The organism is Myxacorys sp. (assembly GCF_059501405.1).
On the sequence record NZ_JCACCM010000015.1, the window covers coordinates 1 to 24,768 of the forward strand.

21 protein-coding genes are annotated in these 24,768 nt (G+C 48.6%); 12 read left to right on the forward strand and 9 right to left on the reverse strand.

What is annotated here, in order from left to right:
• The first annotated feature begins 175 nt into the window (after positions 1 to 175).
• On the forward strand, positions 176 to 1,006 hold the full coding sequence (locus AC5I6P_RS01560) for a carbohydrate ABC transporter permease (protein WP_495692003.1): 831 nt from the start codon (positions 176 to 178) through the stop codon (positions 1,004 to 1,006).
• 270 nt (positions 1,007 to 1,276) lie between these two features.
• Here AC5I6P_RS01560 and AC5I6P_RS01565 read toward each other — a convergent pair whose 3' ends face one another.
• Complete coding sequence (locus AC5I6P_RS01565) at positions 1,277 to 1,477, reverse strand: hypothetical protein (RefSeq protein WP_495692004.1); 201 nt, start codon at positions 1,475 to 1,477, stop codon at positions 1,277 to 1,279.
• 307 nt (positions 1,478 to 1,784) lie between these two features.
• Between AC5I6P_RS01565 and AC5I6P_RS01570 the strand changes: the two genes are divergently transcribed.
• From AC5I6P_RS01570 to rpoD, 6 genes are all read left to right on the forward strand, one after another.
• Positions 1,785 to 2,591, forward strand: a complete 807-nt coding sequence (locus AC5I6P_RS01570; RefSeq protein WP_495692005.1) for a YebC/PmpR family DNA-binding transcriptional regulator — start codon at positions 1,785 to 1,787, stop codon at positions 2,589 to 2,591.
• Positions 2,592 to 2,744: 153 nt separating this feature from the next.
• Positions 2,745 to 3,992 carry an FAD-dependent hydroxylase gene (locus tag AC5I6P_RS01575; protein ID WP_495692006.1) on the forward strand — a complete coding sequence of 416 codons (1,248 nt, stop codon included), beginning with the start codon at positions 2,745 to 2,747 and terminating at the stop codon, positions 3,990 to 3,992.
• A gap of 71 nt (positions 3,993 to 4,063) precedes the next feature.
• Positions 4,064 to 4,765: a 7-cyano-7-deazaguanine synthase QueC gene (gene queC / locus AC5I6P_RS01580; RefSeq protein ID WP_495692007.1), complete on the forward strand. Its 702-nt coding sequence runs from the start codon at positions 4,064 to 4,066 to the stop codon at positions 4,763 to 4,765.
• 504 nt (positions 4,766 to 5,269) lie between these two features.
• Positions 5,270 to 5,656 carry a response regulator gene (locus AC5I6P_RS01585; protein ID WP_495692008.1) on the forward strand — a complete coding sequence of 129 codons (387 nt, stop codon included), beginning with the start codon at positions 5,270 to 5,272 and terminating at the stop codon, positions 5,654 to 5,656.
• 64 nt (positions 5,657 to 5,720) lie between these two features.
• Positions 5,721 to 6,398 (forward strand): polysaccharide deacetylase family protein, encoded by a 678-nt coding sequence (locus AC5I6P_RS01590; RefSeq protein ID WP_495692009.1) that lies wholly within the window; start codon positions 5,721 to 5,723, stop codon positions 6,396 to 6,398.
• Between the two features lie 973 nt (positions 6,399 to 7,371).
• A complete protein-coding gene (gene rpoD, locus AC5I6P_RS01595) occupies positions 7,372 to 8,508 on the forward strand; it encodes an RNA polymerase sigma factor RpoD (protein WP_495692010.1) in 1,137 nt (378 codons plus the stop codon).
• A 205-nt stretch (positions 8,509 to 8,713) separates the two neighbouring features.
• On the opposite strand, the gene AC5I6P_RS01600 is transcribed toward rpoD, so the two are convergent.
• On the reverse strand, positions 8,714 to 8,896 hold the full coding sequence (locus AC5I6P_RS01600; RefSeq protein ID WP_495692011.1) for a chlorophyll a/b-binding protein: 183 nt from the start codon (positions 8,894 to 8,896) through the stop codon (positions 8,714 to 8,716).
• 287 nt (positions 8,897 to 9,183) lie between these two features.
• Here AC5I6P_RS01600 and AC5I6P_RS01605 point away from each other — a divergent pair, with 287 nt between their 5' ends.
• Both AC5I6P_RS01605 and AC5I6P_RS01610 read left to right on the forward strand, forming a co-directional pair.
• Positions 9,184 to 10,617, forward strand: a complete 1,434-nt coding sequence (locus AC5I6P_RS01605; protein WP_495692012.1) for a folate/biopterin family MFS transporter — start codon at positions 9,184 to 9,186, stop codon at positions 10,615 to 10,617.
• Positions 10,618 to 10,684: 67 nt separating this feature from the next.
• The gene (locus AC5I6P_RS01610; RefSeq protein WP_495692013.1) at positions 10,685 to 12,214 is read left to right on the forward strand and encodes a carotenoid oxygenase family protein; all 1,530 of its coding nucleotides are present in this window, start codon (positions 10,685 to 10,687) and stop codon (positions 12,212 to 12,214) included.
• Here the strand turns inward: AC5I6P_RS01610 and AC5I6P_RS01615 are convergent.
• The 3 genes from AC5I6P_RS01615 to AC5I6P_RS01625 form a co-directional block, all read right to left on the reverse strand.
• Positions 12,211 to 13,209 carry an NAD(P)-dependent alcohol dehydrogenase gene (locus tag AC5I6P_RS01615; protein ID WP_495692014.1) on the reverse strand — a complete coding sequence of 333 codons (999 nt, stop codon included), beginning with the start codon at positions 13,207 to 13,209 and terminating at the stop codon, positions 12,211 to 12,213. The genes AC5I6P_RS01610 and AC5I6P_RS01615 overlap by 4 nt on opposite strands.
• Before the next feature lie 81 nt (positions 13,210 to 13,290).
• The gene (purU, locus tag AC5I6P_RS01620) at positions 13,291 to 14,145 is read right to left on the reverse strand and encodes a formyltetrahydrofolate deformylase (RefSeq protein WP_495692015.1); all 855 of its coding nucleotides are present in this window, start codon (positions 14,143 to 14,145) and stop codon (positions 13,291 to 13,293) included.
• A gap of 5 nt (positions 14,146 to 14,150) precedes the next feature.
• The gene (locus tag AC5I6P_RS01625) at positions 14,151 to 14,906 is read right to left on the reverse strand and encodes a DUF4340 domain-containing protein (protein WP_495692016.1); all 756 of its coding nucleotides are present in this window, start codon (positions 14,904 to 14,906) and stop codon (positions 14,151 to 14,153) included.
• 151 nt (positions 14,907 to 15,057) lie between these two features.
• Here AC5I6P_RS01625 and AC5I6P_RS01630 point away from each other — a divergent pair, with 151 nt between their 5' ends.
• Positions 15,058 to 15,198 (forward strand): hypothetical protein, encoded by a 141-nt coding sequence (locus AC5I6P_RS01630; RefSeq protein WP_495692017.1) that lies wholly within the window; start codon positions 15,058 to 15,060, stop codon positions 15,196 to 15,198.
• An 83-nt stretch (positions 15,199 to 15,281) separates the two neighbouring features.
• Here AC5I6P_RS01630 and AC5I6P_RS01635 read toward each other — a convergent pair whose 3' ends face one another.
• On the reverse strand, positions 15,282 to 15,680 hold the full coding sequence (locus AC5I6P_RS01635) for a response regulator (RefSeq protein WP_495692018.1): 399 nt from the start codon (positions 15,678 to 15,680) through the stop codon (positions 15,282 to 15,284).
• A gap of 230 nt (positions 15,681 to 15,910) precedes the next feature.
• Between AC5I6P_RS01635 and gyrA the strand changes: the two genes are divergently transcribed.
• Together gyrA and AC5I6P_RS01645 are read left to right on the forward strand one after the other, a co-directional pair.
• The gene (gene gyrA / locus AC5I6P_RS01640) at positions 15,911 to 18,481 is read left to right on the forward strand and encodes a DNA topoisomerase (ATP-hydrolyzing) subunit A (protein WP_495692019.1); all 2,571 of its coding nucleotides are present in this window, start codon (positions 15,911 to 15,913) and stop codon (positions 18,479 to 18,481) included.
• Positions 18,482 to 18,669: 188 nt separating this feature from the next.
• A complete protein-coding gene (locus tag AC5I6P_RS01645) occupies positions 18,670 to 19,146 on the forward strand; it encodes a GNAT family N-acetyltransferase (RefSeq protein ID WP_495692020.1) in 477 nt (158 codons plus the stop codon).
• Between the two features lie 396 nt (positions 19,147 to 19,542).
• Here the strand turns inward: AC5I6P_RS01645 and infB are convergent, their stop codons facing one another.
• The 3 genes from infB to nusA all read right to left on the reverse strand — a co-directional run bounded on the left by infB (position 19,543) and on the right by nusA (position 24,754).
• Positions 19,543 to 22,668: a translation initiation factor IF-2 gene (gene infB, locus AC5I6P_RS01650; protein WP_495692021.1), complete on the reverse strand. Its 3,126-nt coding sequence runs from the start codon at positions 22,666 to 22,668 to the stop codon at positions 19,543 to 19,545.
• Between the two features lie 343 nt (positions 22,669 to 23,011).
• The gene (locus tag AC5I6P_RS01655) at positions 23,012 to 23,311 is read right to left on the reverse strand and encodes a YlxR family protein (protein ID WP_495692022.1); all 300 of its coding nucleotides are present in this window, start codon (positions 23,309 to 23,311) and stop codon (positions 23,012 to 23,014) included.
• A 141-nt stretch (positions 23,312 to 23,452) separates the two neighbouring features.
• The gene (nusA, locus tag AC5I6P_RS01660) at positions 23,453 to 24,754 is read right to left on the reverse strand and encodes a transcription termination factor NusA (protein ID WP_495692023.1); all 1,302 of its coding nucleotides are present in this window, start codon (positions 24,752 to 24,754) and stop codon (positions 23,453 to 23,455) included.
• Between the last annotated feature and the right edge of the window lie 14 nt (positions 24,755 to 24,768).

Sequence of the window (24,768 nt, forward strand, 5' to 3'; positions counted from 1 at the left end):
ATCGTGTGCTTGCATTGTGGTGCGGGCAATTCAGGTTTTCGGCTAGGCTCTTAGGAGGAAAACGGCTGAAATGCCTACTATGCAGAGGTTGTGGCGATTTTTGACCAAAATGGTTGAAATGCTTGCCAGATAAAGCTTTCAAGGATTTTTCGCCTTATTTCCAGACAACTCTATTATGAAAAAGCCTCTTCACTGGCCGATCGGCTTGCTCTATGTTGGATTAATTTTATATACCGTCATAACATTCATTCCATTTACATGGGCATTATCTGCGTCATTCAAATCGTTGGCAGAAATTTCATCTGGCGGCTCTAATTTCGTTCCTCAAACGTTCACGTTTGACAACTACAAGCAGATTTTCTTGCAAGAGCCATTGTTTGGACGGTGGTTATTTAATAGCGCGATCGTTGCGCTAATCGTGACGTTGTTCAACTTGTTGTTTAACTCAATGGCAGGCTATGCGTTGGCTAGAGTTCAGTTTCCCGGAAATCGTTTTCTGTTTTTCTTGATTCTGGCGGTTCTTGTTGTTCCGGCGCAAATCACGTTGCTACCCAAGTTTTTGATCCTCAAATCATTAGGCTGGCTCAATTCTTATCAAGGACTGATCATTCCAACTGTCGTCAATGCCACGTTCATTTTCATGATGCGACAATTTTTTCTCAACTTTCCAAAAGAATTAGAGGAAGCGGCTGCATTAGATGGGTTAAATCGATTTGAAACGTTTTTTCAGGTGGTGCTTCCGCTAGCCAAACCCGCTTTAGCGGCGCAAACCATCTTTATCTTTATGGGATCTTGGAATGAATTTTTACTGCCACTGGTTGTCATGTCAGATCCAACCATGTTTACCTTACCCATCGGCTTAAATGCCTTCAAAGGACAATACATCACCTACTGGAACTACATCATGGCAGCCTCAATGGTGTTTACACTGCCTGCGCTGGCGATTTATGCATTCTTCAACCGCTACTTTATTCAAGGCGTCACGTTTACTGGCGGCAAAAGCTAATGATATAAACAACAAAGAGAACACTGCTAAAATCACGGTTAATAAAACTATTCTTGAAGAGCTTATCGCACGACTAGGATAGCCTTACTTAAGGAATTGACTACAATCTGCATGTAGTCAACTTCCTAAAACAGTTCGGAAATTAGTAATTGTGATACGAAACGTTCTTTTGATAGTTTTCACTCTGATTATTGTATCAAGTTGCGGGAAAAAACAACCTGATAACGCTCCGTTAGGCAGCATGTGTGGATTTCCACCACCAGAACAAAACTACAACTGCAACACGCAACCTGATTTGTCTGGACTCGCTTTGTATTCATTTGCTGTTTTGGCAGCGCAATTTGTTTTGCCCCCTTTGGCATTGCTGTGTTTTGTTTTATTGTTGTCTAAAGTGTTGAAATAAAAAGGAACCACAATGATCAGGTTCTTATGATATACAGCGCTGCCCTGTTCGGCTAGTTTTTTTTTCAAGGATATTAGACTAATTAAAAAGTAAAAGATAACGTTGTTTTGGGAACGTTGATCCAGTCAGATTTCCAGACAGGAGATGACCCAAATCAATCTAACCGCTTACGCTCGTGATATATAGACAACTGATTGGCAGCGGATTCACTAACGGATGTAGCGGATAGACAGATGAGAGAAACCTGTCATCCGCTATATCTGTTCCATCCGCAGGCAAAGCCTCTTCCGAAGGTTCCTCACATCCGCTGCCAATGTAAGATTACTGCAAGATATCCTATATATCGAACGTTGGTACTGTAACTCGACTTCAGATATGGCAGGACACAGCAAGTGGGCAAACATTAAGCGTCAGAAAGCCAGAGTTGACGCGGTTAAAGGAAAAGTATTTACCAAAATTTCGCGGGAAATTATCGTCGCGGCTCGCAGTGGTGTTCCTGATCCGACGGGCAATTTTCAATTGAGAACGGCGATCGAGAAGGCAAAAGCGGCAGGCATTCCCAACGACAACATTGAGCGCGCGATCGCAAAAGGCGCTGGCAGCTTTGGAGGAAACGACACGCTCGAAGCCATTCGTTACGAAGGGTATGGTTCAGGCGGTGTTGCTGTTCTAATTGAAGCGCTCACCGACAATCGCAACCGGACGGCAGCAACGCTGAGAGAAGCCTTCAGCAAAAACGGCGGAAACTTAGGTGAAACGGGCTGTGTAAGCTGGATGTTTGAGCAAAAAGGCGTTGCCGAAATTTCATTTATTGCCAATGACACCCGACGCGGACGAGGCCGTTCGGCTCAAACCGAAATCGATGAAGAGGCACTGCTCGAAGCATGTCTCGAAGCGGGCGCAGACACGTATGAATTGAGCGACGCCGAAACCGGAAAAGTTGCAGAAGTCTTCACTGAAGTCGAGAACCTAGAAACGCTGAGCCAAACTCTTCAAGACAAGGGCTACACTGTGACTCAGGCGGAGTTACGGTGGCTCCCTCAAACGACAGTAGACGTTACCGATTCTGATCAAGCGCGATCGCTGCTCAAACTAATGGACGCTCTAGATGATCTCGATGACGTACAAACTGCCACGGCTAACTTCGACATGGCAGAAGAACTCATGTCTGCGGCGGTTTAACCTCATCCCTCAGTAACCTATAGAGAAGCTTGACATTGTGCGTTGCTCCGAAACTGAAGCAGCACAACTCATCATTCAGAAGCGCTTACAGTTGATAGGTTTTGAGGTTTGAGAGAGAATAGGTGTAAAGTTTCGTATCGTTAGTTTAGAAAAATGGCGTTAGAGCAACTAGTCGCAAGCCAATCGGTAAGTCAGCGCGATTCCGATGCCTATGACATTGCGATCGTAGGCGGCGGCATCGTCGGAACCCTTTTTGCTTGTGCGCTGAAAGATTCAAACTTAAAGATTGCTCTGATCGAAGCAGAAACCCAATCTCAGGCAGTTGCCAAAGCCCAAGCGTATTCCATCTCGCTACTCTCAAGCCAGATTCTACAAGGGCTTGGCGTCTGGAAAACCATTCGTCCGCAGATTGAAACCTACAAGACCGTTCGCCTATCCGACGCTAACCATCCCAGCGTTGTAAAGTTTGCGCCAACCGATATTGGCACACAAACGCTAGGTTACGTTGCCGAACATCGAGTGTTACTGACCGCACTACAAGAGAGTCTTGAACACTGCTCAAACGTCCTGCACCTTTGTCCTGCCAAGGTTTTGAAGACAGAATTTCGGGCAGAGGATGCCATTTTAGACGTTGCCATTTCTGATCAGATTCATTCCATTCGGACTCGGTTAGTCATTGCGGCTGACGGGTCGCGATCTCCGCTTCGCCAGCAAGCTAACATCCGCACCTACGGTTGGAAATACTGGCAAGCCTGCGTCGTTGCCACCTTTCAACTCGACGCATCTCATAACAACACCGCCTATGAATGGTTTTGGGAAGGCGGGCCATCGGGAATCTTGCCGCTTCCTAACAACCGCTGCCGCATCGTGTGGACAGTGCCAAAAACCGAAGCCGAAGCAATGCTGGCGCTCAGCGACAACGAATTTACAGAACGGTTCATTCAACGCTATGGAGCGCACTTGAGTAACCCCAAGCTGGAAGGCGAGCGCTACGTCTTCCCCGTGCAATTGCTCCACAGCAGTCGCTATGTTGCCTCGCGATTAGCCTTGATTGGAGACGCGGCTCACTGCTGCCATCCCCTCGGTGGACAAGGCATTAATATGGGCATTCGAGATGCCGCAGCATTAGCGCAAGTCTTGCAAACCGCGAGCGATCGCAACGAAGACATTTCTAGTATTAAAGTTCTCAAGCGCTACGAGCGATGGCGTCAGTGGGAAAACCTGATCATTTTGAGCGTGACTGACGTGCTAAATCGAACATTTTCTACTCAAATCGCACCTGTTGTCTTTCTCCGTCGTATCGCACTTTGGATACTTGGAACCGTGCAACCAATTAAATCGCTGACCTTCCGCCTCATGAGTGGACTGGTTGGGCGTACACCAAACCTTGCTCAACGGTAAAGGAAACAGCAATTGGAAAGCGTTGAAACGATGAGAATATCAGAAAGGCGTTTCCTATTCCTGCTCTTCTTATGGCTTCTAAAGCGATCGTTCTTCTATCTGGCGGTTTAGACTCTGCAACCTCAGCGGCTCAAGCGAGCGCAGATGGATTCGAGATCATTGCGCTCTCGTTTCGCTACGGGCAACGGCACGATCGCGAACTCCTTGCGGCCAAACAAGTCGCTAGCCATTTGGGGATTCAAGAGCATTTCACTGTCGATGTGAATTTAGCCCAGTGGGGTGGTTCTGCCTTGACAGATGAAGCGTTAACCGTGCCGACCGAGGGCGTAAATCCTACTGAAATTCCCATTACCTATGTGCCAGGGAGAAATACCGTGTTTATTGCGATCGCGCTCTCCCTGGCCGAAGCCAAACAAGCCGATGCGATCTATCTAGGCATCAACGCTGTCGATTATTCTGGCTACCCCGATTGCCGACCCGAATTTTTAGAGGCATTTCAAACCTTGGCCAGCCTTTCCTCAAAGGCGGGAATCGAAGGCAGAGCGCCAAAACTCGTTGCTCCACTTGTGATGGATTCTAAAGTTGATATCGTGCATCGCGCCTTGCACCTTGACGTGCCGCTCTCCCTAACCTGGTCATGCTATCAGGGCGGAGAGCAACCTTGCGGTGTCTGTGATTCGTGCCGAATTCGCGATCGCGCTCTAATTGAAGCAGGACAGTCCAAATTAGCTACTCCTCAAGGTAGAGCATTTTATTCTTTGAATCCATCTTAATGATCTCGTTAAATTTTCAACGAAATAATCTATGATTTCATGCACAGAATGATTAAAGCGATCGCTCAAGGTTACTTCACAAATCCCTTTAAAGTCTAAAGAAAATCTATTTCTATTTCTGCTAAAGAAGGATGCTCATTTCGCCTTTAGTGACGACAGATACAAGTATTAGAAATGAAGTAATTCTTTAATAATGCGAGTAAGTACTGCAACAGCATCTTAATCTTTCTACAACTTCTTCAAATCCTCTTCCGGCCTAGCTTTGGCTACTTCTAGCCATGTTCTTAACATCTTACAAATCTTCTACGAAGCATTAAAAATTTACTGTTTGTTCCAATCGTTCAGAGCAAAAATCCATTTCGATTCAAACCCTAAGAAAAGTGGAAGCACTTAAACGCAAAAGAAACCTGAAGAAGTAATCAGTGAAGCATTTATAGCGATATTTGCTCTAAAAAACAGCCTTTTGCGGTCGCTATATTAACAAGTAGCTTGCTAAGGTTAACTATGATATTTGAATCCAATTACGTTCTGCTGTTATCACAACGGCGCGATGAGTTATACGGACTAGAATCACTTCTAGGACGACTAAAGTTTCGTGTGCAAATCGCAGACTCGATCGAACACGCTGTTGCCACAGTGAGACAGGCTCCTCCTTGCCTCGTTATTCTGTACGGCAATGACTGGTCTGAATTGCCTTTGCATCGACTGAGAGCGATCGCAGATTCAGAAAGCATTACACTCGTTGTTTTAACAGACTGTCATATGCCACGCTGGTTGTATCAAGACCAAAATCCTGGTTTTGATGGCTTCCTGGTTAAACCGCTCAGTAGTGATATTCTCTCTTCTCTAGTTCAGTCTGCTTCCGCTCGCCAACGGTGCTTAGCCTCTTGATCTCTATCTAATTTCGCTAAATTAAGATTTTATTGAATTCGCGTAATTTGTTCAGTTTTAGTCAATGTCCTTTGCTCCGATTTATCCTTTCTTGCATCGTCTTTTAAAGCCTACGTTTCCTCAGTGCCTATGGTCAGGTCGTGACGATAGCCCTACGATCGCGCTTACGTTCGATGATGGACCCCACCCGCAATATACGCCCCTGTTACTAGATGTCCTTGACCATCACAAGATTTCTGCCACTTTCTTTTGGTTAGGGGCCTGCGTTGAAGATTACCCCGATCTAGCTCGCCAGGTTTACCAGCGCGGTCATTGGATTGGACTACACGGCTATGATCATCAAGCCTTCACGGGTTTGACCGCAACCGAGCTTAAAGCAACCCTAAATCTTACAAAAACTGCGATCGCTAAGACGTGTCAAATCAACCCTAAAACCTTGATAGATGTTCGTCCTCCCTACGGTCTGTTCGCTCCCCAAACTCTAAGCTATCTGCAACGTTGGAACTACCGCACTGTAATGTGGAGCATTATTCCTGAGGATTGGGCGCGTCCTGGTTCGTCAATTGTGGTGCAGCGAGTCTTAAACCAGATTCAAAACGGCTCCATTATCGTTCTTCATGATGGCGCTGACGGTGGCGAAGACGTTGCAGAAACAGTTGATCGTCTCGTTCCTGAACTTCTACAGAAAGGCTATCATTTTTCTACTATTGATCAGGTTTGGTCAGCATTGCCCCACCTTTAGTGATGCTTTTAGTAATCCTTTTTAAGCAGTTAGTAAAATTATTAGTTTTAAATAGTTAGTACAAGTTAGTACGACTGTTAATTAAGCCTTCTTAATAATGTACTTCTGAAACCATAAAACATTCTAATTTCTTAACAACTTACCCTGTTACAGCTTGTATACTCTCGGAGAGGAGTAGGCCTTCTCAAAGCCTGTTCAACTTAGGAGATACAAAGCGGTTTCGCCATCGCCCCCAGTTTGTTTTGGCTCTTCTGACATCAACATCTAACTTAATATTTCCCCCTAGTCTGATCCCTTAAATTTGGGCTACCGTATCATCATAGAGCCGTAATTCAGGATCCCAAAACCATCACAAATGCTTTTGGAGATGCTATGGGGCAGGATGTAACAGTAAATCCTGCTTCAGCTATTCCTGATTTGGTCTGCGAAATAGTTGTTTGCTTTGATAAAAGTGCTTCTCTTTCGTTCTCACATCACTGCTGTAATCCCAATATTGCGGAGTCAGGTCTTTGCTCGATGACTTTTTGTAAAGGAGCCCAAGTGGTGATTTGATTGAGGTTTACATTGCAAATGCGTGTTTCTATCGGCATCACTTTTCAGCCTCAGAAATAAAGGTTCATAAAATAGGTGCAACTTTTGTGAGAAAGGCTACAATCGGGGAGACATTACAACATTTATCAATTAAGATTTGTGCATTGGTACATCTGCCCAACGGTATATTTCCAGGGAAGGCAGGATACCCTATTTGCTTGCACAATTCCCATAAACGTGATGAATGTCAGGTTTTGTCATGCATGGTTCTACTTGTAGGCGATGTATGCACACCACGCAATGACCTCAACACCCGCTATTGAGTCGCTTGCTTGATGACTCACTTAAAGTTGAGTAATAGCTGGACTGAGCTAGATACTGTTTCCGCTGCCACATTTTTTCGACTACTTTTTGACTACTTAAGGAGCATGAGGAACGCGGCATGACCCAAGCCAACGACGTACTACTTGAAGCACTCGATAGCACTCCTGCAGAAGATGCGTTTGAGAGTGATTTGGGGGGAGGATACGACGACATAGATGAGGATCAAGAGGATTCTGATGGCGTCGAAGAAGAGGGCAAGTCAGGCAAGGCTCGGGCTACCCGTCGCCGAACACAAGCCAAGAAAAAGCATTACACCGAAGACTCGATTCGGCTTTACCTTCAAGAGATTGGTCGAATTCGCCTCCTGAGGGCAGACGAAGAAATCGAACTTGCTCGTAAGATTGCTGATTTGCTAGAGCTAGAGCGCATCCTGGTCAAAATGACCGAGAAGCTAGACCGCGTTCCGTCTGATGCGGAATGGGCAGAAGAAGTGAAGATGCCCTTGCCGCAGTTTCGGTATCGCTTGCACTTGGGTCGCCGCGCTAAAGATAAGATGGTGCAGTCGAACCTCCGGCTCGTGGTGTCGATCGCCAAGAAGTACATGAACCGGGGCCTGTCGTTTCAAGATCTGATTCAGGAAGGCAGCTTGGGTCTGATTCGGGCGGCTGAAAAGTTTGATCACGAAAAAGGCTACAAGTTCTCAACCTACGCAACGTGGTGGATTCGGCAAGCAATTACCCGAGCGATCGCGGATCAGTCCCGTACCATTCGTCTTCCTGTTCACTTGTACGAAACCATTTCTCGCATTAAAAAGACGACCAAGCTATTGTCGCAAGAAATGGGGCGCAAGCCAACGGAAGAAGAAATTGCGACTCGGATGGAAATGACGATCGAAAAACTGCGGTTCATTGCCAAGTCTGCTCAGTTGCCGATTTCGTTAGAAACGCCGATCGGTAAGGAAGAAGATTCTCGCTTGGGCGACTTTATCGAGTCGGATGGCGAAACCCCTGAAGATCAGGTGTCTAAGAACCTGCTGCGGGAAGACTTAGAAGGAGTTTTGGCAACCCTTAGTCCCCGTGAGAAGGACGTTCTCAGATTGCGCTATGGTCTAGACGACGGACGTATGAAGACCCTAGAAGAAATCGGGCAAATCTTCAATGTAACTCGTGAGCGCATTCGCCAAATCGAAGCGAAGGCACTCCGCAAGTTGCGTCACCCAAATCGCAACAGTGTTCTAAAAGAGTACATTCGCTAATTTCAATTCATCTTGATCTCTCTACCCGGTGGTTTCAACTCCATCGGGTTTTTTATTAGCCATTTGCTATCAAATAGCAGCCAATGGATATATGAAATAACGTGTGCTTTTTGTCCTTCAGCCCCATAAAAAATTGGACACTTCGGTGTGAAGCATCCGCAAGACTAGCTTTTAGGTTAACCAAAAATTTAGAGGAGAGATTCAATTACATTAGACCTAAAAAACGTAGGACTCCTTCACCGGAAAAGAATTCAGTGAACAAAGCAGCAACAAAACCAATCATGGCGAACCGTCCATTCCATAATTCTGCTTGGGGAGTAAAGCCAAACTTCCAAGCGTTACGGTTTTCTACAGAAGCAGGAGCAGTAATTCTTTGTGTATCTTGCATGGTAGTCATACTCTGGGGTGCATTGGCTACCGTTATGTTAAACAATATTACAAAAAGTGTCAAAGCGTGAATCAACGTGTTCTACCGCTTAAATGTTGCAGTTTAGAAACTCAAAAAACGCGTTGAGCGGCTGCAAACTTAGAGAAACTCACGATTCTTATGTCAATTCAACGAAAGATTACTTAATAAATATGTTCCGAAATGCTGACTTTAGGGCCTAAAGATTCTGCAAACTCGATATGGAGCTATCATAGGAACGATTGATTGATATTTGTAACGAATCGTCAATGATTGTTTCTGACTCTGGTTTAGCGAAGATTAAGGCATCTGTGACAGAGAAGATTTTCTTTGGTCACGAGCCAACGACTGAGTTAATCGCTATTTTGCTAGTCTATTTTGTCCAAGGCATTCTAGGATTAGCGCGATTAGCGGTCAGTTTCTTCCTCAAAGATGAACTGGCGCTGAGTCCTGCTGAAGTATCCGCTCTGTTGGGCATCGTAGCGATTCCGTGGATGATAAAACCCCTATTTGGATTTATCTCCGATGGATTACCTATCTTTGGATATCGCAGACGCCCTTACCTAGTACTATCTGGAATTTTGGGTACGTCGTCCTGGGTGATCATGGCGACGCTTGTTCACTCTCCTTGGGCAGCAACGGCTGCGATCGCGCTGGGTTCTCTCTCGGTTGCCGTTAGTGATGTCATTGTCGATTCGATCGTCGTAGAGCGTGCTAGACATGAATCAGTGAGCGGAGCAGGATCGCTACAGTCTCTGTCTTGGGGCGCTTCTGCCCTAGGCGGGCTGATTACCGCCTACTTCAGTGGCTTATTGCTGCACGTTTTTGATACTCGCACTATTTTTCTAATCACAGCGACCTTTCCGCTAATTATTTCTGGTGTAGCTTGGTTCATTGCTGAAACTCCAGTGACTGCAAAGTCAGATTGGTCAGTGGTGCGCCATCAGCTAGGGCAACTGAAGCAAGCGGTGTCTCAAAAAACGATTTGGATGCCCACTGCATTTCTGTTTTTATGGCAAGCCACTCCAACGGCTGAGTCTGCTTTCTTCTATTTTTCTACAAATGAATTGGGATTCGAGCCAGAGTTTTTGGGTCGAGTCCGGTTGGTGACTAGCATTGCTTCGCTCTTGGGCATTTGGGTGTTCCAACGGTTTTTGAAAGCCGTCCCCTTTCGCACAATTTTTGGATGGTCAATTGTGCTGTCGTCGGTGCTAGGAATGTCGATGCTGCTACTCGTGACCCATGCTAACCGGACGCTGGGAATTGACGATCGCTGGTTCAGTTTAGGTGACAGTTTAATTCTCACCGTCATGGGACAGATTGCATTTATGCCAGTGCTGGTTCTAGCCGCGAGATTATGTCCACCGGGAGTGGAGGCAACCCTGTTTGCGTTGCTAATGTCAGTTGTGAACCTGGCAGGGTTGGTTTCTTACGAATTTGGGGCGCTGTTAACGCACTGGTTAGGAGTAACCGACACTAATTTCGATAAGCTCTGGCTGCTCGTAGTCATTACGAATGTCACAACGCTGCTGCCATTTCCGCTGTTGGGTTGGCTGCCTAGTACGGTTGAAGCAACGTCGGTTGAACAGCCTGCGCCTGCTCTAGAAGCTGACCCTGCAAAACCAATCGGGCAATCTTTCTTGCCGAATCTGGTTTCTGCTTGGACTTCTAAACAGCCCGAACCTGTTGAGGAGCCAAAATAAGACTGTCCTTCGGCGGATCAAGACGACTGCCTGAATCGCACAATTCAACTTTAGATATTCAGACGATATGCAACTGTTTGAACACGCTTCTACTGTCCCGATTACGTCATATAACACTGAGGAATGGCAAAAGGGATATCGATCGCTTCATCAAGAATATGAGTACTGGATTGATGAAATAGAGGGTGAAATTCCTCAAGCGTTGGAAGGGACGCTGTTTCGCAATGGTCCTGGATTGCTCGATGTGAATGGGCAACAGCTTCAGCACCCGTTTGATGGCGATGGAATGATCTGCGCGATCGCCATCAAAGACGGACGCGCTCATTTCCGCAATCGGTTTGTCAAAACGGAAGGCTATTTGGCCGAGCAGAAAGCGGGCAAGATTTTGTATCGGGGCGTATTTGGTACGCAGAAGCCCGGAGGTTGGTTAGCGAATGCTTTTGACACTCGGACCAAAAACATCGCGAATACTCAAGTTCTGTATTGGGGCGGAAAGCTGTTGGCGCTTTGGGAAGCCGCAGAACCACATCGCCTTGATCCACAAACATTGGAAACGTTGGGACAGGAATACTTTGATGGTGTGCTGTCGAAAGGCGCACCGTTTGCGGCTCACCCGTGGATCGATCCGGTGAGCCAGTTTGATGATGGCAAACCGTGCTTAGTCAACTTTTCGATCAAAGCAGGGTTATCGTTTACGATCGCGATTTACGAACTCGATTTAAATGGCAAGATTGTGCGACAGCACGATCATCCCGTTCCAGGCTTCGCGTTTATTCACGACTTCGCGATCACGCCGAACTACTGTATCTTTTTTCAAAATCCAGTCGATTTTAATCCGATTCCGTTCTTAGCAGGCATGAAGTCCGCAGGGGAATGCATCAAGTTTCGCCCTGACAAGCCGACGCGCATCATTCTTATTCCTCGTGATACGTCTTCTGGTCGCCCCACTGCCCAAATTCTTGAAACGCAGTCAGGATTTGTGTTCCACCATGCAAATGCTTACGAAGAAGATGGAGAGATTATTCTCGATTCGGTGTGCTACGAGAACTTGCCGTCTGTTGAACCGGGTTCGGACTATCGACAAACAGATTTCGAGGCGTTAGCGCCTGGTCAATTGTGGCGGTTTAACCTCAATTTGGCAGATCAAACGGTCAAGCGCGAACTTCTGGAGCAACGCTGCTGCGAGTTTCCGTTCGTGCATCCAGGTGTAGCGGGACGGAAGCACCGCTATATCTATATGGCAGCAGCTCATGCCTCGAGTGGAAATGCACCGCATCAAGCCATTCTAAAAGTAGATGTGGAGTCGGGAGAGCGATCGGTCGCCAGCTTTGCACCGGACGGATATGTTGGTGAACCTGTGTTTGTGCCGCGCGATCGCTCTGATGAGTCTGGGCTGTATACCCAGGTGCAGGGTGATGAGGATGACGGTTGGTTGCTAGCGATCGCATATGACAGCAAAAGCGATCGCTCTTCAGTCGTCATTTTGGACGCGAAGAACGTGGAGCAGGGCGCGATCGCGCGGCTGCACTTCAAGCACCACGTTCCCTACGGATTGCACGGCAACTTTACACCTCATTATTTTGAGTCAGAGAGTTAGACCATCGTGATGGCAATTTTGCCGACGGCATGACCTTCCTCACTATAGGCATGAGCAGCGGCAATTTCAGAAAGCGGGTAGGTTCGATCGATAATCGATCGAATCTTGCCCGTTTCCATTTGTTCTTTGAGGTAAATGAGGTCAACGCGATTGGCCCTAGCAAGAATGACTTTGGCGGTTTGACCAGGCAGAACGCGGGTTAGCAATGCTTGAAGGTAGTTCTTGGGATCGGGTTGCGTGGTGACGTAAATTCCCTTTCCGGTGAGGATACGCTTGCAGGCGGAGTAGGGCTTTGAACCAACGACATCGAAGACCAAATCATAAGATGTGGCTTCTTGAGTGAAGTCGGTTTGCTTGTAGTCGATGATGCGATCGGGCGACAAGCTGTTCACGAGATCAATGTTTTGTGTGCTGCAAACCGCCGTGACATGTGCTCCAAAGAGCTTTGCGATCTGCACAGCAAAAATGCCAACGCCACCTGACGCCCCATTGATTAACACTCGTTGTCCAGCGTTGAGCTTTCCTGCATCTCGTAAGGCTTGTAGTGCAGTGGTTGCAGCCAGTGGAATGGAAGCCGCTTCTGGATAAGACAAATTCTCCGGCTTGGCAGCCGTTACTTTCTCCGGAACCGCTGCATAATCAGCATAAGCACCGCCAGGAAACTGATTGGAGTAGGCATAAACGGCATCCCCGACGTTGAGATGTGTTACCTGAACGCCAGTTGCAACCACTTCTCCAGCAATGTCAAACCCTAACACCATGGGAAATTTCTGTCCGGGTAACAATTTGAGCATCCCTTTGCGAATTTTCCAATCGATAGGATTCACGCTGGATGCATAAACTCGAATTAGGACTTGATCGGCTTTGACTTGAGGCGGCGCAATGTTTTTGATCTCAAACACGTCAGGCGATCCATATTGCGCTATGACTGCCGCTTGCATGGAACCATTAATGACGGTGGTTTCAGTTGGAGTCGGACTTGAGGAGGTTGTCATCAGAATTACCTAAGCGATAGAGAGCCTTGCCTCTGTAGTAACGACATGTATGACAGAAGCGCTTACCTCTTCAGACAGACTTCAGCCAAAGACGACGGTGCGATTTCCGTACACCAACACACGATTTTGTAGATGCAATCGTACTGCTCTCGCTAAAACGACTCGCTCCAAATCTTTTCCTTTACGAATGAGGTCGGCGGTGTTATCACGGTGACTGACGCGAACGACATCTTGCTCAATGATGGGACCTTCATCTAGGTTTTCGGTTGTGTAATGCGCAGTGGCACCAATAATCTTGACGCCCCGTTCAAACGCTCGCTCGTAAGGATTTGCACCCGCAAAGGCAGGTAGAAATGAATGGTGAATATTAATCACTGTTGGAAACTTCGCAATGAAATCTGAACTTAGCACTTGCATGTATTTTGCTAACACTACTAAGTCAATGTTGTATTGCTGCAAGAGTTCTAGCTGTCTTGCTTCTTGCCCTGCTTTTGTTTCTTTTGTGATGGAAATATGATGAAAATCGATGCCAAATTGGGCTGCGATCGCGCCCAATTTCTCATGGTTGCTGATAATCAACGGCACTTCTGCCCGCAACTCTCCCGACTGCTGACGCCAAAGCAAGTCAAATAAACAGTGATCTTGTTTGCTCACCCAAATGGCGATTCGAGGCGTCGTATCCGAAAAGTGAAGTTGCCAGGTGGCGTTGAGGGGAGACGCAATGGCTCGAAATGCAGGCTCAATCACCTCACGGGGCAAATGAAACCCTTCCAACTGCCACTCAATCCGATTGAGAAATAGCCCCGCTGAAAAGTCGGTATGTTGGTCGGCGTGAATGATGTTGCCACCATTCGAGTAAATGAAGTTGGCAATCTTAGCGACTAAGCCTTTTTGGTCAGGACAGGAAATGAGCAGGGTAGCCGTTGGAGTACTCATTGAACTTATTGAGAGGGCGCAGGGGATGACGAAGGAGTAGGACTAACGCTAGTTTGAGGCGCAGGGGATGGAGTGGGAGAACTACTTGCTGAAGGCGATGGAAAAGGAGCAGGGCTACTAGGAGGAGAAGAGCTAGACGACGAAGGTGTAGGGCTGCTGCTGGGCGAAGGGCTAGACGTTGCCTTAGGATCTTTCTTCGGCTTTTCTTTCTTCCATTCATCTAATGGACGATCGACGGCGTTTTGAAAATCGATCGGCACTAGCAACACAGCTAACTCTCGATTGGTGTTGACTGGGGGATCAGCTAAAGCATACAAAAAGTTGCGATTGAAGTTTGGTTTACCAAGAACGAATTGATGAATCTGCTGATTGGCCAGTTTGATTTCGACTGTGGCGGAGGGTTGATCCAATCCAAATTCTGATTTGCGCGTGGTTGCAATAGTGAGAGTGCGATCGCTGCGCCCCGTTGCTAATAAATTCAGCAAAAATGCCACTGCGCCATCATCGGCTTGCGTTGTTTGTGGGGCAGTCATCTGCCAAACCGAAGGCACGACTCCCGGTTTCCGCTCAAATGCCAGCGTAGGTTGCTTCGAGGTTTTTACCGTAAAGCTAGTGACATCTGCCTCTTTGAAGTTAAAAATAGGCTTTGATGTGGACTGAGCTTCGTCTGGCTTGGGCTGTCTAAACTCTTGATAGTAAACAAATCCACCGAGCGCGATCGCTAGAAAGACCAGAATTAAAGAAGTACGCTGAAATTTCATAAGCTAATTCATCGGGCCTTGACAATCTCGTTCCTCGATTTGGTCATTCTACTATTCTGGTCTGTCCATTGAAGAAGTAACGTGCAGAAGTAATTGCAGCCCTGCTTAGTCTAATGTCAGGACATCCAAAAGGAGCTGCATTGCATCGCACTTGATTTCTCTGCACCAGAAACAATGGATCAACATTTACTGGCAATGGCAGTCGATTCAACAGCGTACCCAGCGCGATCGCGGCTTGCTCAGCCGTAAGTCCAACTGCCGCCAGCAATCTTCAATTATCTTGCCGCCCTAGATAATCTTCTGCGATTTTGCCAAAAACGCTTAGAGTAGTACTAAAGTACGTTCTACTTTATCCTCTGCATCTCATGCCTAACCTTATTCTGCTGGCAGCAACGCCACAATCTGATCGACAAACGCCTGATGATCGACCACTGGTTTTGAAATGTAGTCATCTGCCCCGCTTTGCTGAAGGAAATTCTCGCGATCGCCCTCCATTGCATGGGCTGTTACCAAAATAATTGGCAAGTCAGCCGTTTGTGGATCGCCCTTCAGCAGTTGAGTCAGCTGAATACCATTCACCGATTTTCCTTGATAGGCACTCCGAGCGAGGGAGACATCCATCAAAATGATGTCCGCTTCACCGGACTGAGCAATTTGGATCACTTCATCCCCATTTTCGGTATGCTTGACCGCTAAACCACCCCGCTTCGTCAAAATTTTCGAGAATACCCGCGCATTGATCAAATCGTCTTCTACAATCAGAACCGTTTTCATGAGGTGAGCCTCTATGGGCGATACACAATTTTCAAGACCACGATGTTTCAGGCAACATTCTCAAACAAACCACTAAAACTCAAACAAACCACTAAAACAACTGATGAAGCAAAATAAGCGCTCTCAGCCTATAACGGATATCACCGCTTAAGGGACGCAATCCGGATAAGTATGACTACACTGAAGTTGCAGCACCGTATTCTAAAGCTCGGAACGAAGGGACAGGACTCATGGCGAAACAATTAAATATTCTCCCAACAGGACAGGTTATCACGACTGCCCTACACACGGAGATGCAGCAGTCATATTTGGAATACGCCATGAGCGTGATCGTCGGTCGCGCGTTACCCGACGTGCGCGATGGATTAAAACCCGTCCATCGCCGCATTCTGTATGCCATGCACGAGCTAGGATTAACCCCAGACCGCCCCTACCGCAAGTGTGCCCGCGTTGTTGGCGACGTGTTAGGTAAATATCATCCCCACGGCGATCAATCTGTGTATGACGCCTTGGTACGGCTGGTGCAAGACTTCTCAAGTCGCTATCCGCTGCTGGCAGGTCATGGTAACTTTGGCTCCGTGGATAATGATCCGCCTGCGGCGATGCGGTATACCGAGACGCGCTTAGCGGCGATCGGGAACGAAGGATTGCTGACGGACATTGGAGAAGCGACGGTCGATTTTGTTGGCAACTTTGATAATTCTCAGCAAGAGCCGACGGTACTTCCAGCTCAACTGCCGTTCCTGCTGCTCAATGGAAGCTCAGGAATTGCGGTCGGTATGGCGACCAACATCCCGCCTCACAATTTGAACGAAGTGGTAGACGGCTTAGTGGCGCTGATCGATCGTCCAACCATTAGTGATGACGATTTGCTAGCGTTGATTCCCGGTCCTGACTTTCCGACAGGCGGAGAAATCATCGAAACGAGTGGCATTCGAGAAGCCTATCTCACGGGTCGGGGTAGTGTGCCGGTGCGGGGCGTCACCAGCATGGAAGAAGTGAACGTCGGGCGCGGCAAACACCGAAGAACGGCGATTATCATCACAGAATTGCCCTATCAGGTCAATAAAGCTAGTCTGATCGAGAAAATTGCGGATTTGGTCAATCAAGGGAAGCTCGAAGGGATTGGCGACATTCGCGATGAGAGCGATCGCGATGGCATTCGCGTTGTGATCGAACTGCGTCGGGATGTTAATCCTCACAAAATTCTCAACTATCTCTACCGTCAAACGGCTCTGCAAAGCAATTTCGGCGTCATTCTGCTGGCGATCGAAAACGGGCAGCCGAAGCAAATGACGTTGCGGGAGTTGCTGCAAGGCTTTCTCGACTTTCGGGAAGTTACGCTGACTCGGCAATATCGTCACGAATTTGAGCAAGCGGAGCATCAGCTTCACATTGTCGAAGGTCGCTTAACGGCACTTTCAAATCTGGATGAGGTGATCGACATTCTGCGTCATGCCCCAGATGGCAGCACCGCAAAACTTCAGCTACAAGAGCGATTGGATCTCAGCGATCGCCAAGCCGATGCCATTCTCTCAATGCCATTGCGACGACTGACTGCCCTAGAGCATCAAAGCTTGCAAACCGAGCGGGACGAACTCGCGACAAAGATGGCGGAATTAAACAAACTGCTCAGCGATCGCCGCGAACTGCTCAAAGCTCTGAAGAAAGACCTGCGATCGCTTAAAAAACAATATGGCGACGATCGCCGCACACGCATTCTCACCCTCAAAGAACGCAGTAGCGACGAACCAGCAGCAGCGACCGCTATCCAGTCCGCTGCCGCTGCATCTCCCAATTTCACGCTGTCATTTGACTTCGAGGAAGACGTTCAAGAAACCGTTGTCGAAATTACGCAACGGGGATACGTGCGGCGGATGACGCCCAAATCTTACGAACGCCAAAATCGCAATCGCAATGATGATACAGCCACTGCCGGACTAGAAGACGGAGACGATTTCGCCACGCAGACGCAATTTACAACCACGAAAGAAACGCTGGTTGTGTTTACGCGCAGCGGAAAAGCGTATCCCATCAAAGTGCGTGATATTCCGCAAGCCACGGGCAAATCGAAAGGAGCTCCCTTAGTCACGCTCCTACCCGCCGCCGCACAAGGCGCTCCAGACGCGATCGCAGGGGCATTCATTTTGCCAGAAACCCTCGATGAGCAATCTGTTTTACTCCTCACTGGGCAAGGACGAATCAAACGCTTAGCGCTTTCTGAATTTGCTGACCTTACCGGACGCGGGCTGACCGTTCTCAAACTCAAAGAAGATGATCAGCTGTTGGGCGTTAGCTTAGTGCAGTTGGGTGAGCAGGTTGTGTTAGCAACGTCGAATGGGCGAGTGTTGCGCTTTGAAGTTATGGATGAGCAAGTTGCGATCGCCAGCCGCACGGCGCAAGGCAACATGGGAATGCGCGTTGGGAAGAAAGAAACGATCGTCGGATGGGCGATCGCGACGAAAGCCGATACGTTTCTGATGGTGTCGCAACAGGGCTATGCCAAAAAAATGGCGATCGGATCGCTGCGTCGTGCCAATACAGGAGAGCTTGGTACTCAAGTCTTCCAGTTTGAGAATAAGACAGATATGCTCGCTGGCATTGTTGCGGTGCTACCGGAAGCGCTGGTGTTTCTGTTAACGAACGAAAATCATCTAGCGCGAATTGAGGTTGATGCGGTTGAAGTGAGTCGGAAAGATGACAAGAGCGATCGCATTGTCAAACTTGGCAAAACGGAACGCATCACGAATGTTAGTCTTCCGATTCTCTATGGCAGTGCCACAGATGATGCTGAAGAGTAGCGATCGCGCTTGAGAACGAAACAGCAGACGTAGCGATAGATTAAGTTGTCCAGCTTAATCTATTCGTTCTTCGGCAACGTGACATCAAGAATTTCATGAAGGCAACGTAGCTACGCGCTGAAGATTTTTGCGAGAAATCAAACTGTTCGTGCCCACCGTCACTAGTCCAATCACTGAGATGGGAAGTCATGCATGAAGCATTCGAGATACGGTTATTTCATAAGCAAGACGCTGAACAAGTCGCACAGTTATTCCATCAAACCGTGCGCGAAATTAACATTCGTGACTACTCGAATGCTCAGATCCAAGCATGGGCACCAGAAGACATTTACTTTAGAAACTGGGCTGAAATTTGTTCTGCCCAATATACCTTTGTGGCCGATGCAGCAGGCACAATCATTGGTTTCGGAGAGTTAGAAGCGAATGGTCACATCGACTGCTTTTACGTTCACAAGACCTATCAGCGGTGCGGCGTAGGCAATCAGATTTATCAGGCAATTGAAGCAAAAGCGTTAGAAATTGGGTTAAATCGGTTGTTTGCTGAAGTGAGCATTACAGCAAAGCCGTTTTTCCAGCGCGTGGGATTCTCGACGGTTAGAGAACAGCAGGTTGCCCGTCGGGGAGAACAATTCACCAATCATGTGATGGAAAAGTTTCTAGACTGAGCTTCGATTGCGATCGCACCGATCCGGACCTAACAATGAATAGGATGCGATCAGAGCAAAGTACAACCCTAGAAGAAGCGCAATTAGCGCAAAGCGCAACTCCGAAGGAAACGCAACTCGGCATTTCTTCCGTTCGCCAACTCACGCCGCGCGAATTACAAATCGCCACTCTAGTTGCAAAACGTTACACAAGCTCAGAAATTGGAGCGCGCAGCTTTGGATCACCCAAAACTCGGTCGAGCAGGTCCTCAAACGTATGTTCCGCAAGCTTGACTTCTCAGCACGGCATTAGCCGCCACACTACACAATTCGGATTTCTAAACGTACTAAAAGCTTGTAGCCCACAACCTGCGTCAAGTGACATCAGACTGTGGGCTACAAGTTATAGAATCCAATCTATCTGGCTAATGTTCTACGCTTCGTCACCATGCGGTAAGCCTCGATAATATCGCCTTCCTTCCAGTCGTTGAAATTATCTAAACCAATACCACACTCGTAACCAGAATTGACTTCACGTGCGTCTTCTCGCATCCGCTTAAGCGAATCCAAGTTGCCGTCGTGAAGCATCTGATTACCCCGATGCACTCGCACCTTGCAGTTCCGAATCAGCTTACCAGACTGCACATAGCAACCTGCAACTGCCCCGCGACCTACCGGGAAGACGGCACGAACTTCCGCCTGACCCAATGGTTCTTCAACCAGTTCAGGTTCTAGCAGACCTTCCATCGCACCTTGGACATCATCGAGCAAGTTGTAGATGATGTTGTACTCTCGCACATCGACCCCTGCTCGATCTGCCGCCTGACGTGCTCCCGTTGCCAGCGTTGTGTTGAAGCCGATAATGACTGCATCACTCGCCGCCGCCAAGTCAACGTCCGTTTCAGAGACTTCACCCGGAGCCGCATACAGAACCCGGACTTGAACCTCATTTTGTGGCAGTTGCCTTAGCGATCCCAGAATTGCTTCGACAGAACCCTGTACGTCCGCTTTGAGAACGAGATTGAGTTCTTTCAGTTCGCCTTCTTGAGCCTTAGCAGACAGAGTATTCAAGCTGACGCGGCGAGACGACATTGCTGCCAATAGCCGCGACTGACGCTGTTCATCCGCTTTCGCCGACGAGACTGCCCGCGCCTGTTTCTCATCTGGGAAGACCTCGAATTCATCTCCCGCAGCTGGAACGTCAGCCAAGCCTAAAACTTCCACCGCAAAGGAAGGAGAGGCAGCTTGGACACGCTGAGCACGATCGTCAACCATTGCCCGGACCTTACCTAGCGATGAACCAGCGACTAAAATGTCACCGACTCGCAACGTTCCATTCTGAATCAGCAAGGTGGCAACCGGACCTTTCGCCTTATCAAGGTGAGCCTCGATGACCGTTCCTCTAGCGGCTCGGTCAGCGTTGGCATAGAGATCTTCGACTTCAGAGACCAACAGGATCATGTCGAGCAGCGTATCGAGGTTATCCCCTGTAATTGCGCTGACGGGAACCATAATCGTGTCACCGCCCCACTCTTCCGGTACCAAACCGTATTCTGTGAGTTCTTGCTTGACGCGATCGGGCTGAGCGCCTTCTTTGTCGACTTTGTTAATCGCCACGATGATCGGCACTTCTGCCGCCTTCGCGTGACTAATTGCTTCAATTGTCTGAGGCTGAACCCCATCATCGGCAGCTACAACTAGAATGGCAACGTCTGTGACTCGCGTACCGCGTGCCCGCATAGCCGTGAAGGCTTCGTGTCCCGGCGTATCGAGGAACACTACCTGTTCCGGTTTGCCGTTATGCTCGACATCCACGTGGTAGGCTCCAATGTGCTGAGTGATTCCACCCGCTTCACCTTGCGCCACCTTCGTTTTACGAATCGAGTCAAGGAGGGTTGTTTTACCGTGGTCAACGTGACCCATAATCGTGACCACCGGAGGACGCCGTTGAAGCAGTTCGCGATCGGAGGCATCGACCATCTCGGTCACTTTCTTAGCGGCAGCCTGTTTCTCACCCTTCTCGACCAGAATGCCGTACTCTTCGGCAATCATTTCGATAGTCTCGACATCCAAAGTCTGGGTAATCGTTGCCGCCGTTCCCTTCATGAAGAGCTTCGTGATGATTTCAGTCGAAGAGACTGCCAACAAATTGGATAGCTCTTGCACAGTTAGACCACCTGTGACTTCGATGATCTCTGGCCGCTCAACCTTAGTTTCCTGGTTACGGCGATCGCGACGATCACGAAGGCTGCTTCCTCCCTTTTTGCGCTGGGTTGGTGCTGCGATCGCAGCGGGCTTAGCTGGCTGGCCCGGTAAGCCTTTAGGCTTAGCAGGACGCGCTAACGACAGGCTGACCTGAGTAGACGTCACACCGCTTGCATCTTCTTCATCCAGCAAATCGAGATCATCATCATCCTCATCAATTCGAGGCTGAGCACGACGCTTCCCTTTGGCCGGGGCTTTCGCTGACTCTTGGTTTTCTTCCTCCTCGTCTTCCCAAACCTTCCCGCGCTTAGGTTTAGGAGGAGTCGGACGATTGAGCTGAAGCTCAGCCGCCTCTTGAGGACTTGTAGGGGGCTTAACCGGGCGATCTGCCTTCAGAATCGGCTGAATCACGGAAATCCCATCTTGGATATCCTCGCTACCTGCCTGCATCGGTTTAGGGCGACGCAATTCAACCACTTGCTGAGGTCTTGCCCCTTCAGCAGGCTTTGCGGGTTGACCCGGACGTTTGCCATTTGGAGCTGCAGATCGTTGGGGTCTAGCGGTATCCCGCTGATTGCGTCCCTCCTGCGGAGCCTCAGCACTCTCAACTGCTTCAGGCTGGCGATCGCGCTTCAGAATTGGCTTGCTATTCAAGCCCGGTCGCGATGGGGGAGCCGGACGAGGGGGAGGAGAGGCCAAAGGCTGCTTCCGGGCTTCTGGGGCGGGTTGAGGAGCTACGGGCTGAGGCTCAACAGCAGCTGGGGCAACTGGAGGCACTTCCTCGACTGGAAGAGGCGCTTCATCAACGGGCTCAGGCTCCACCACTGAAGCCGGGGTTGGAGTTGGAGCAGGCGGATTAGCGGCCACAGGTGGCTTAGCAGCGGCAGGTGGCTTAGCAGCGGCAGGCGGATTAGCGGCCACGGGTGGGCGGCTTGGCTCACTGGGTTTAGCAGGAGCGCTTGGAGCTTGTGCCGCTGGAGGTTGAGGAGCAGAGGGCGATCGCAATTCGGGAGCCTGCTCAGGTGGGGCTGAGCGGGTAATCGGACGGCGAATTTCTAAAATTTGCTGTTTCTTCTGAATATTCAAGGGCGTTTTCTTTCTAGAATCGACAGATGGGGAATGGGCGGCTTGACGGGCAGGAGGCGCCTTCGTCGAAGCAGGATGGCTGGCGGCGTATTTTTCTGCCGCAGACCGGATGCGCTCGGCTTCCGTCTCGTTGATGGTGCTGCTATGGCTTTTGACTGCGATATTTAGTTGTTCACAAATAGCAAGAATATCTCGATTGTCCAAATTCAATTCTTTCGATAGCTCGTAAATTCTGACTTTGCCGTTGTTCATCCACTCTTCCCTCGTTCGATCCACGTGTTGTCACATAAGTTGCCTTCTGTTCTGACTAAAACGACATTTGATTTGATCAGTTGGTGGCAGTGGCTTCGCAAATGAAGCCTGTAAGAAACTTAACTTGAAAGCCGCCCAGAAGATTTTAGCTAAGCAGCCTTCTACAGACTAGCCTATCTCACACCATTAGAATTTCACTCTACTTTAGAATTCTAGACGAATGAAAGACGGATAGATTGTATCAGCGATTTTGAGATCATCTTAGCGTCTCGATTGTTTTGGTCTATTAAGTTTCGCAATTATAGCGAGTGTTGGGCGACAGTTTGCTTCTAGGATGCTGCCTTTATTCTATCGTAGGTCTATCATTGCCCAACTGCTGACGCTTAACTAGTGGGTGAGACTCAAGCTGCTGTGTAAGCGCTTGATAAACGGACTCAGGAACAGGAGCTTTTAGAACACGGCTGAGCCGATCTTTTTTACGGGCAATCTGAAGGCAGCCACTCTGTGGACATAAGTACGCCGATCGTCCCATTCCCTGATTCAACGCAATCTCATGGGAAGGATAGAGGCGGACGACTCGAAGAAAGGCTTCTTTCGGAGCAACTTTGCGACAACTGATACAGCGACGGTAGTTTGGCAGCATGATGGCAGAAGAGAACCGGAGGGATGAGGGAGGGTAATGCTCCACTTTCGCAAGGAGGGATCCAATAAGAATCAAGACTAGTTTTCTCCCTGTTTGCGAAGTGTCACCGTAGGCGTCCCTCACCCTTTGCTTAACAAAGCACTACTCTGACTCCAATTCCCCTTGAGCAGCAACCTCCACAAGCGGTTCTTGAGGCTCGGTTTCAGGCGTTTCGTCAGCCTCATCCAAATATTCTTCCTCCTCCTCGTAGGCTTCTTGCGCCTGACGACGGGCTTCGATCGCGGCTGAAATCTTCTCGCCTTCTGCTTCTGCGTCGTACTTCTTGCTATCTTTAATATCAATTTTCCAGCCCGTCAGCCGTGCGGCGAGTCGGACGTTTTGACCTTCTTTACCGATCGCGAGACTCAGCTGATCTTCTCCGACTAAGATGTGTGCTTGTCGCCCTTCGGGATCAACTAAACGCACCTCATCCACACGTGCAGGACTCAATGCATTGGAAATATAGGTAGCTGGATCAGGCGACCATCGAATCACGTCTATTTTTTCGCCTCGTAATTCATTCACCACGGCTTGTATTCGAGAACCGCGTGCTCCAATACAAGCACCCACGGGATCGACATCTCGCTCTAAGGTATCTACTGCAATTTTGGTCCGAGGACCGACATAGCGAGACGGAGGATTGGCTTCTCGCGCCACCGCTACAATTCGCACGACATCGTCCTGAATTTCAGGAACTTCGTTCTCAAATAGGTAGACGACCAAGCCTGCGTCCGCTCTAGACACTAAAAGCTGAGGGCCGCGATGAGAGCCTTCACTCACTTTCTTGAGATACACTCGGAAGGTGGCGTTCGCCCGATAGTTATCGTTGGGAAGTTGATCCCGCTTGAGCAGTTCTGCCTCAACTTCGGGCTGACCAAAGCCACTGTTGACCGCCATGATCACCGACTGCCGCTCGAAGCGTAATACCCTTGCCTGAAGAATAGTGCCTTCCAAATCTTGAAATTCTTCTTGCACCAATTTGCGCTGTTGATCCCGCAGTTTTTGAGCCAAGACTTGCTTGGTTTGAATGGCGGCCATCCGCCCAAACTCGCCTTGATCAGGTGTAACATCTAGCACAACCGTATCTCCAGTTTGAGCTTCAGCTGCAACTTCCTGAACTTCTTTTAGCCCGATTTCGTGATCTAGATTTTGAACTTCATCGACAATCGTTTTCGTTGCCAACACGCGGAAACCTTCTTCTTCGATGTCTAGCTCAACCTCGAAGTTATCAAAATAGGTTTCATCAAACAGATTGCTATCCATCTTCTGAGTCCGACGGAAGCGCTCGTAGCCTTTGATCAACGCCTCACGCAGGGCAGCTTGAACCGATAGCTTAGGCAGGTTGCGATCGCGACTGATGCCATCGATCATGTCTTTGAGTCCGGGCAAAGCGACCATTGACATAAAATTAATCTCCG

What these genes read in the sequence shown, in the direction of transcription:
- AC5I6P_RS01605 (WP_495692012.1), top strand. Translation starts at nt 9,184, where the DNA reads ATGATTGTTTCTGACTCTGGTTTAGCGAAGATTAAGGCATCTGTGACA.
- AC5I6P_RS01635 (WP_495692018.1), bottom strand. Translation starts at nt 15,680, where the DNA reads ATGAAAACGGTTCTGATTGTAGAAGACGATTTGATCAATGCGCGGGTA.
- AC5I6P_RS01600 (WP_495692011.1), bottom strand. Translation starts at nt 8,896, where the DNA reads ATGCAAGATACACAAAGAATTACTGCTCCTGCTTCTGTAGAAAACCGT.
- AC5I6P_RS01645 (WP_495692020.1), top strand. Translation starts at nt 18,670, where the DNA reads ATGCATGAAGCATTCGAGATACGGTTATTTCATAAGCAAGACGCTGAA.
- AC5I6P_RS01625 (WP_495692016.1), bottom strand. Translation starts at nt 14,906, where the DNA reads ATGAAATTTCAGCGTACTTCTTTAATTCTGGTCTTTCTAGCGATCGCG.
- gyrA (WP_495692019.1), top strand. Translation starts at nt 15,911, where the DNA reads ATGGCGAAACAATTAAATATTCTCCCAACAGGACAGGTTATCACGACT.
- AC5I6P_RS01585 (WP_495692008.1), top strand. Translation starts at nt 5,270, where the DNA reads ATGATATTTGAATCCAATTACGTTCTGCTGTTATCACAACGGCGCGAT.
- infB (WP_495692021.1), bottom strand. Translation starts at nt 22,668, where the DNA reads ATGAACAACGGCAAAGTCAGAATTTACGAGCTATCGAAAGAATTGAAT.
- AC5I6P_RS01610 (WP_495692013.1), top strand. Translation starts at nt 10,685, where the DNA reads ATGCAACTGTTTGAACACGCTTCTACTGTCCCGATTACGTCATATAAC.
- AC5I6P_RS01655 (WP_495692022.1), bottom strand. Translation starts at nt 23,311, where the DNA reads ATGCTGCCAAACTACCGTCGCTGTATCAGTTGTCGCAAAGTTGCTCCG.
- purU (WP_495692015.1), bottom strand. Translation starts at nt 14,145, where the DNA reads ATGAGTACTCCAACGGCTACCCTGCTCATTTCCTGTCCTGACCAAAAA.
- rpoD (WP_495692010.1), top strand. Translation starts at nt 7,372, where the DNA reads ATGACCCAAGCCAACGACGTACTACTTGAAGCACTCGATAGCACTCCT.
- AC5I6P_RS01570 (WP_495692005.1), top strand. Translation starts at nt 1,785, where the DNA reads ATGGCAGGACACAGCAAGTGGGCAAACATTAAGCGTCAGAAAGCCAGA.
- AC5I6P_RS01560 (WP_495692003.1), top strand. Translation starts at nt 176, where the DNA reads ATGAAAAAGCCTCTTCACTGGCCGATCGGCTTGCTCTATGTTGGATTA.
- AC5I6P_RS01575 (WP_495692006.1), top strand. Translation starts at nt 2,745, where the DNA reads ATGGCGTTAGAGCAACTAGTCGCAAGCCAATCGGTAAGTCAGCGCGAT.
- queC (WP_495692007.1), top strand. Translation starts at nt 4,064, where the DNA reads ATGGCTTCTAAAGCGATCGTTCTTCTATCTGGCGGTTTAGACTCTGCA.
- AC5I6P_RS01590 (WP_495692009.1), top strand. Translation starts at nt 5,721, where the DNA reads ATGTCCTTTGCTCCGATTTATCCTTTCTTGCATCGTCTTTTAAAGCCT.
- AC5I6P_RS01615 (WP_495692014.1), bottom strand. Translation starts at nt 13,209, where the DNA reads ATGACAACCTCCTCAAGTCCGACTCCAACTGAAACCACCGTCATTAAT.
- nusA (WP_495692023.1), bottom strand. Translation starts at nt 24,754, where the DNA reads ATGTCAATGGTCGCTTTGCCCGGACTCAAAGACATGATCGATGGCATC.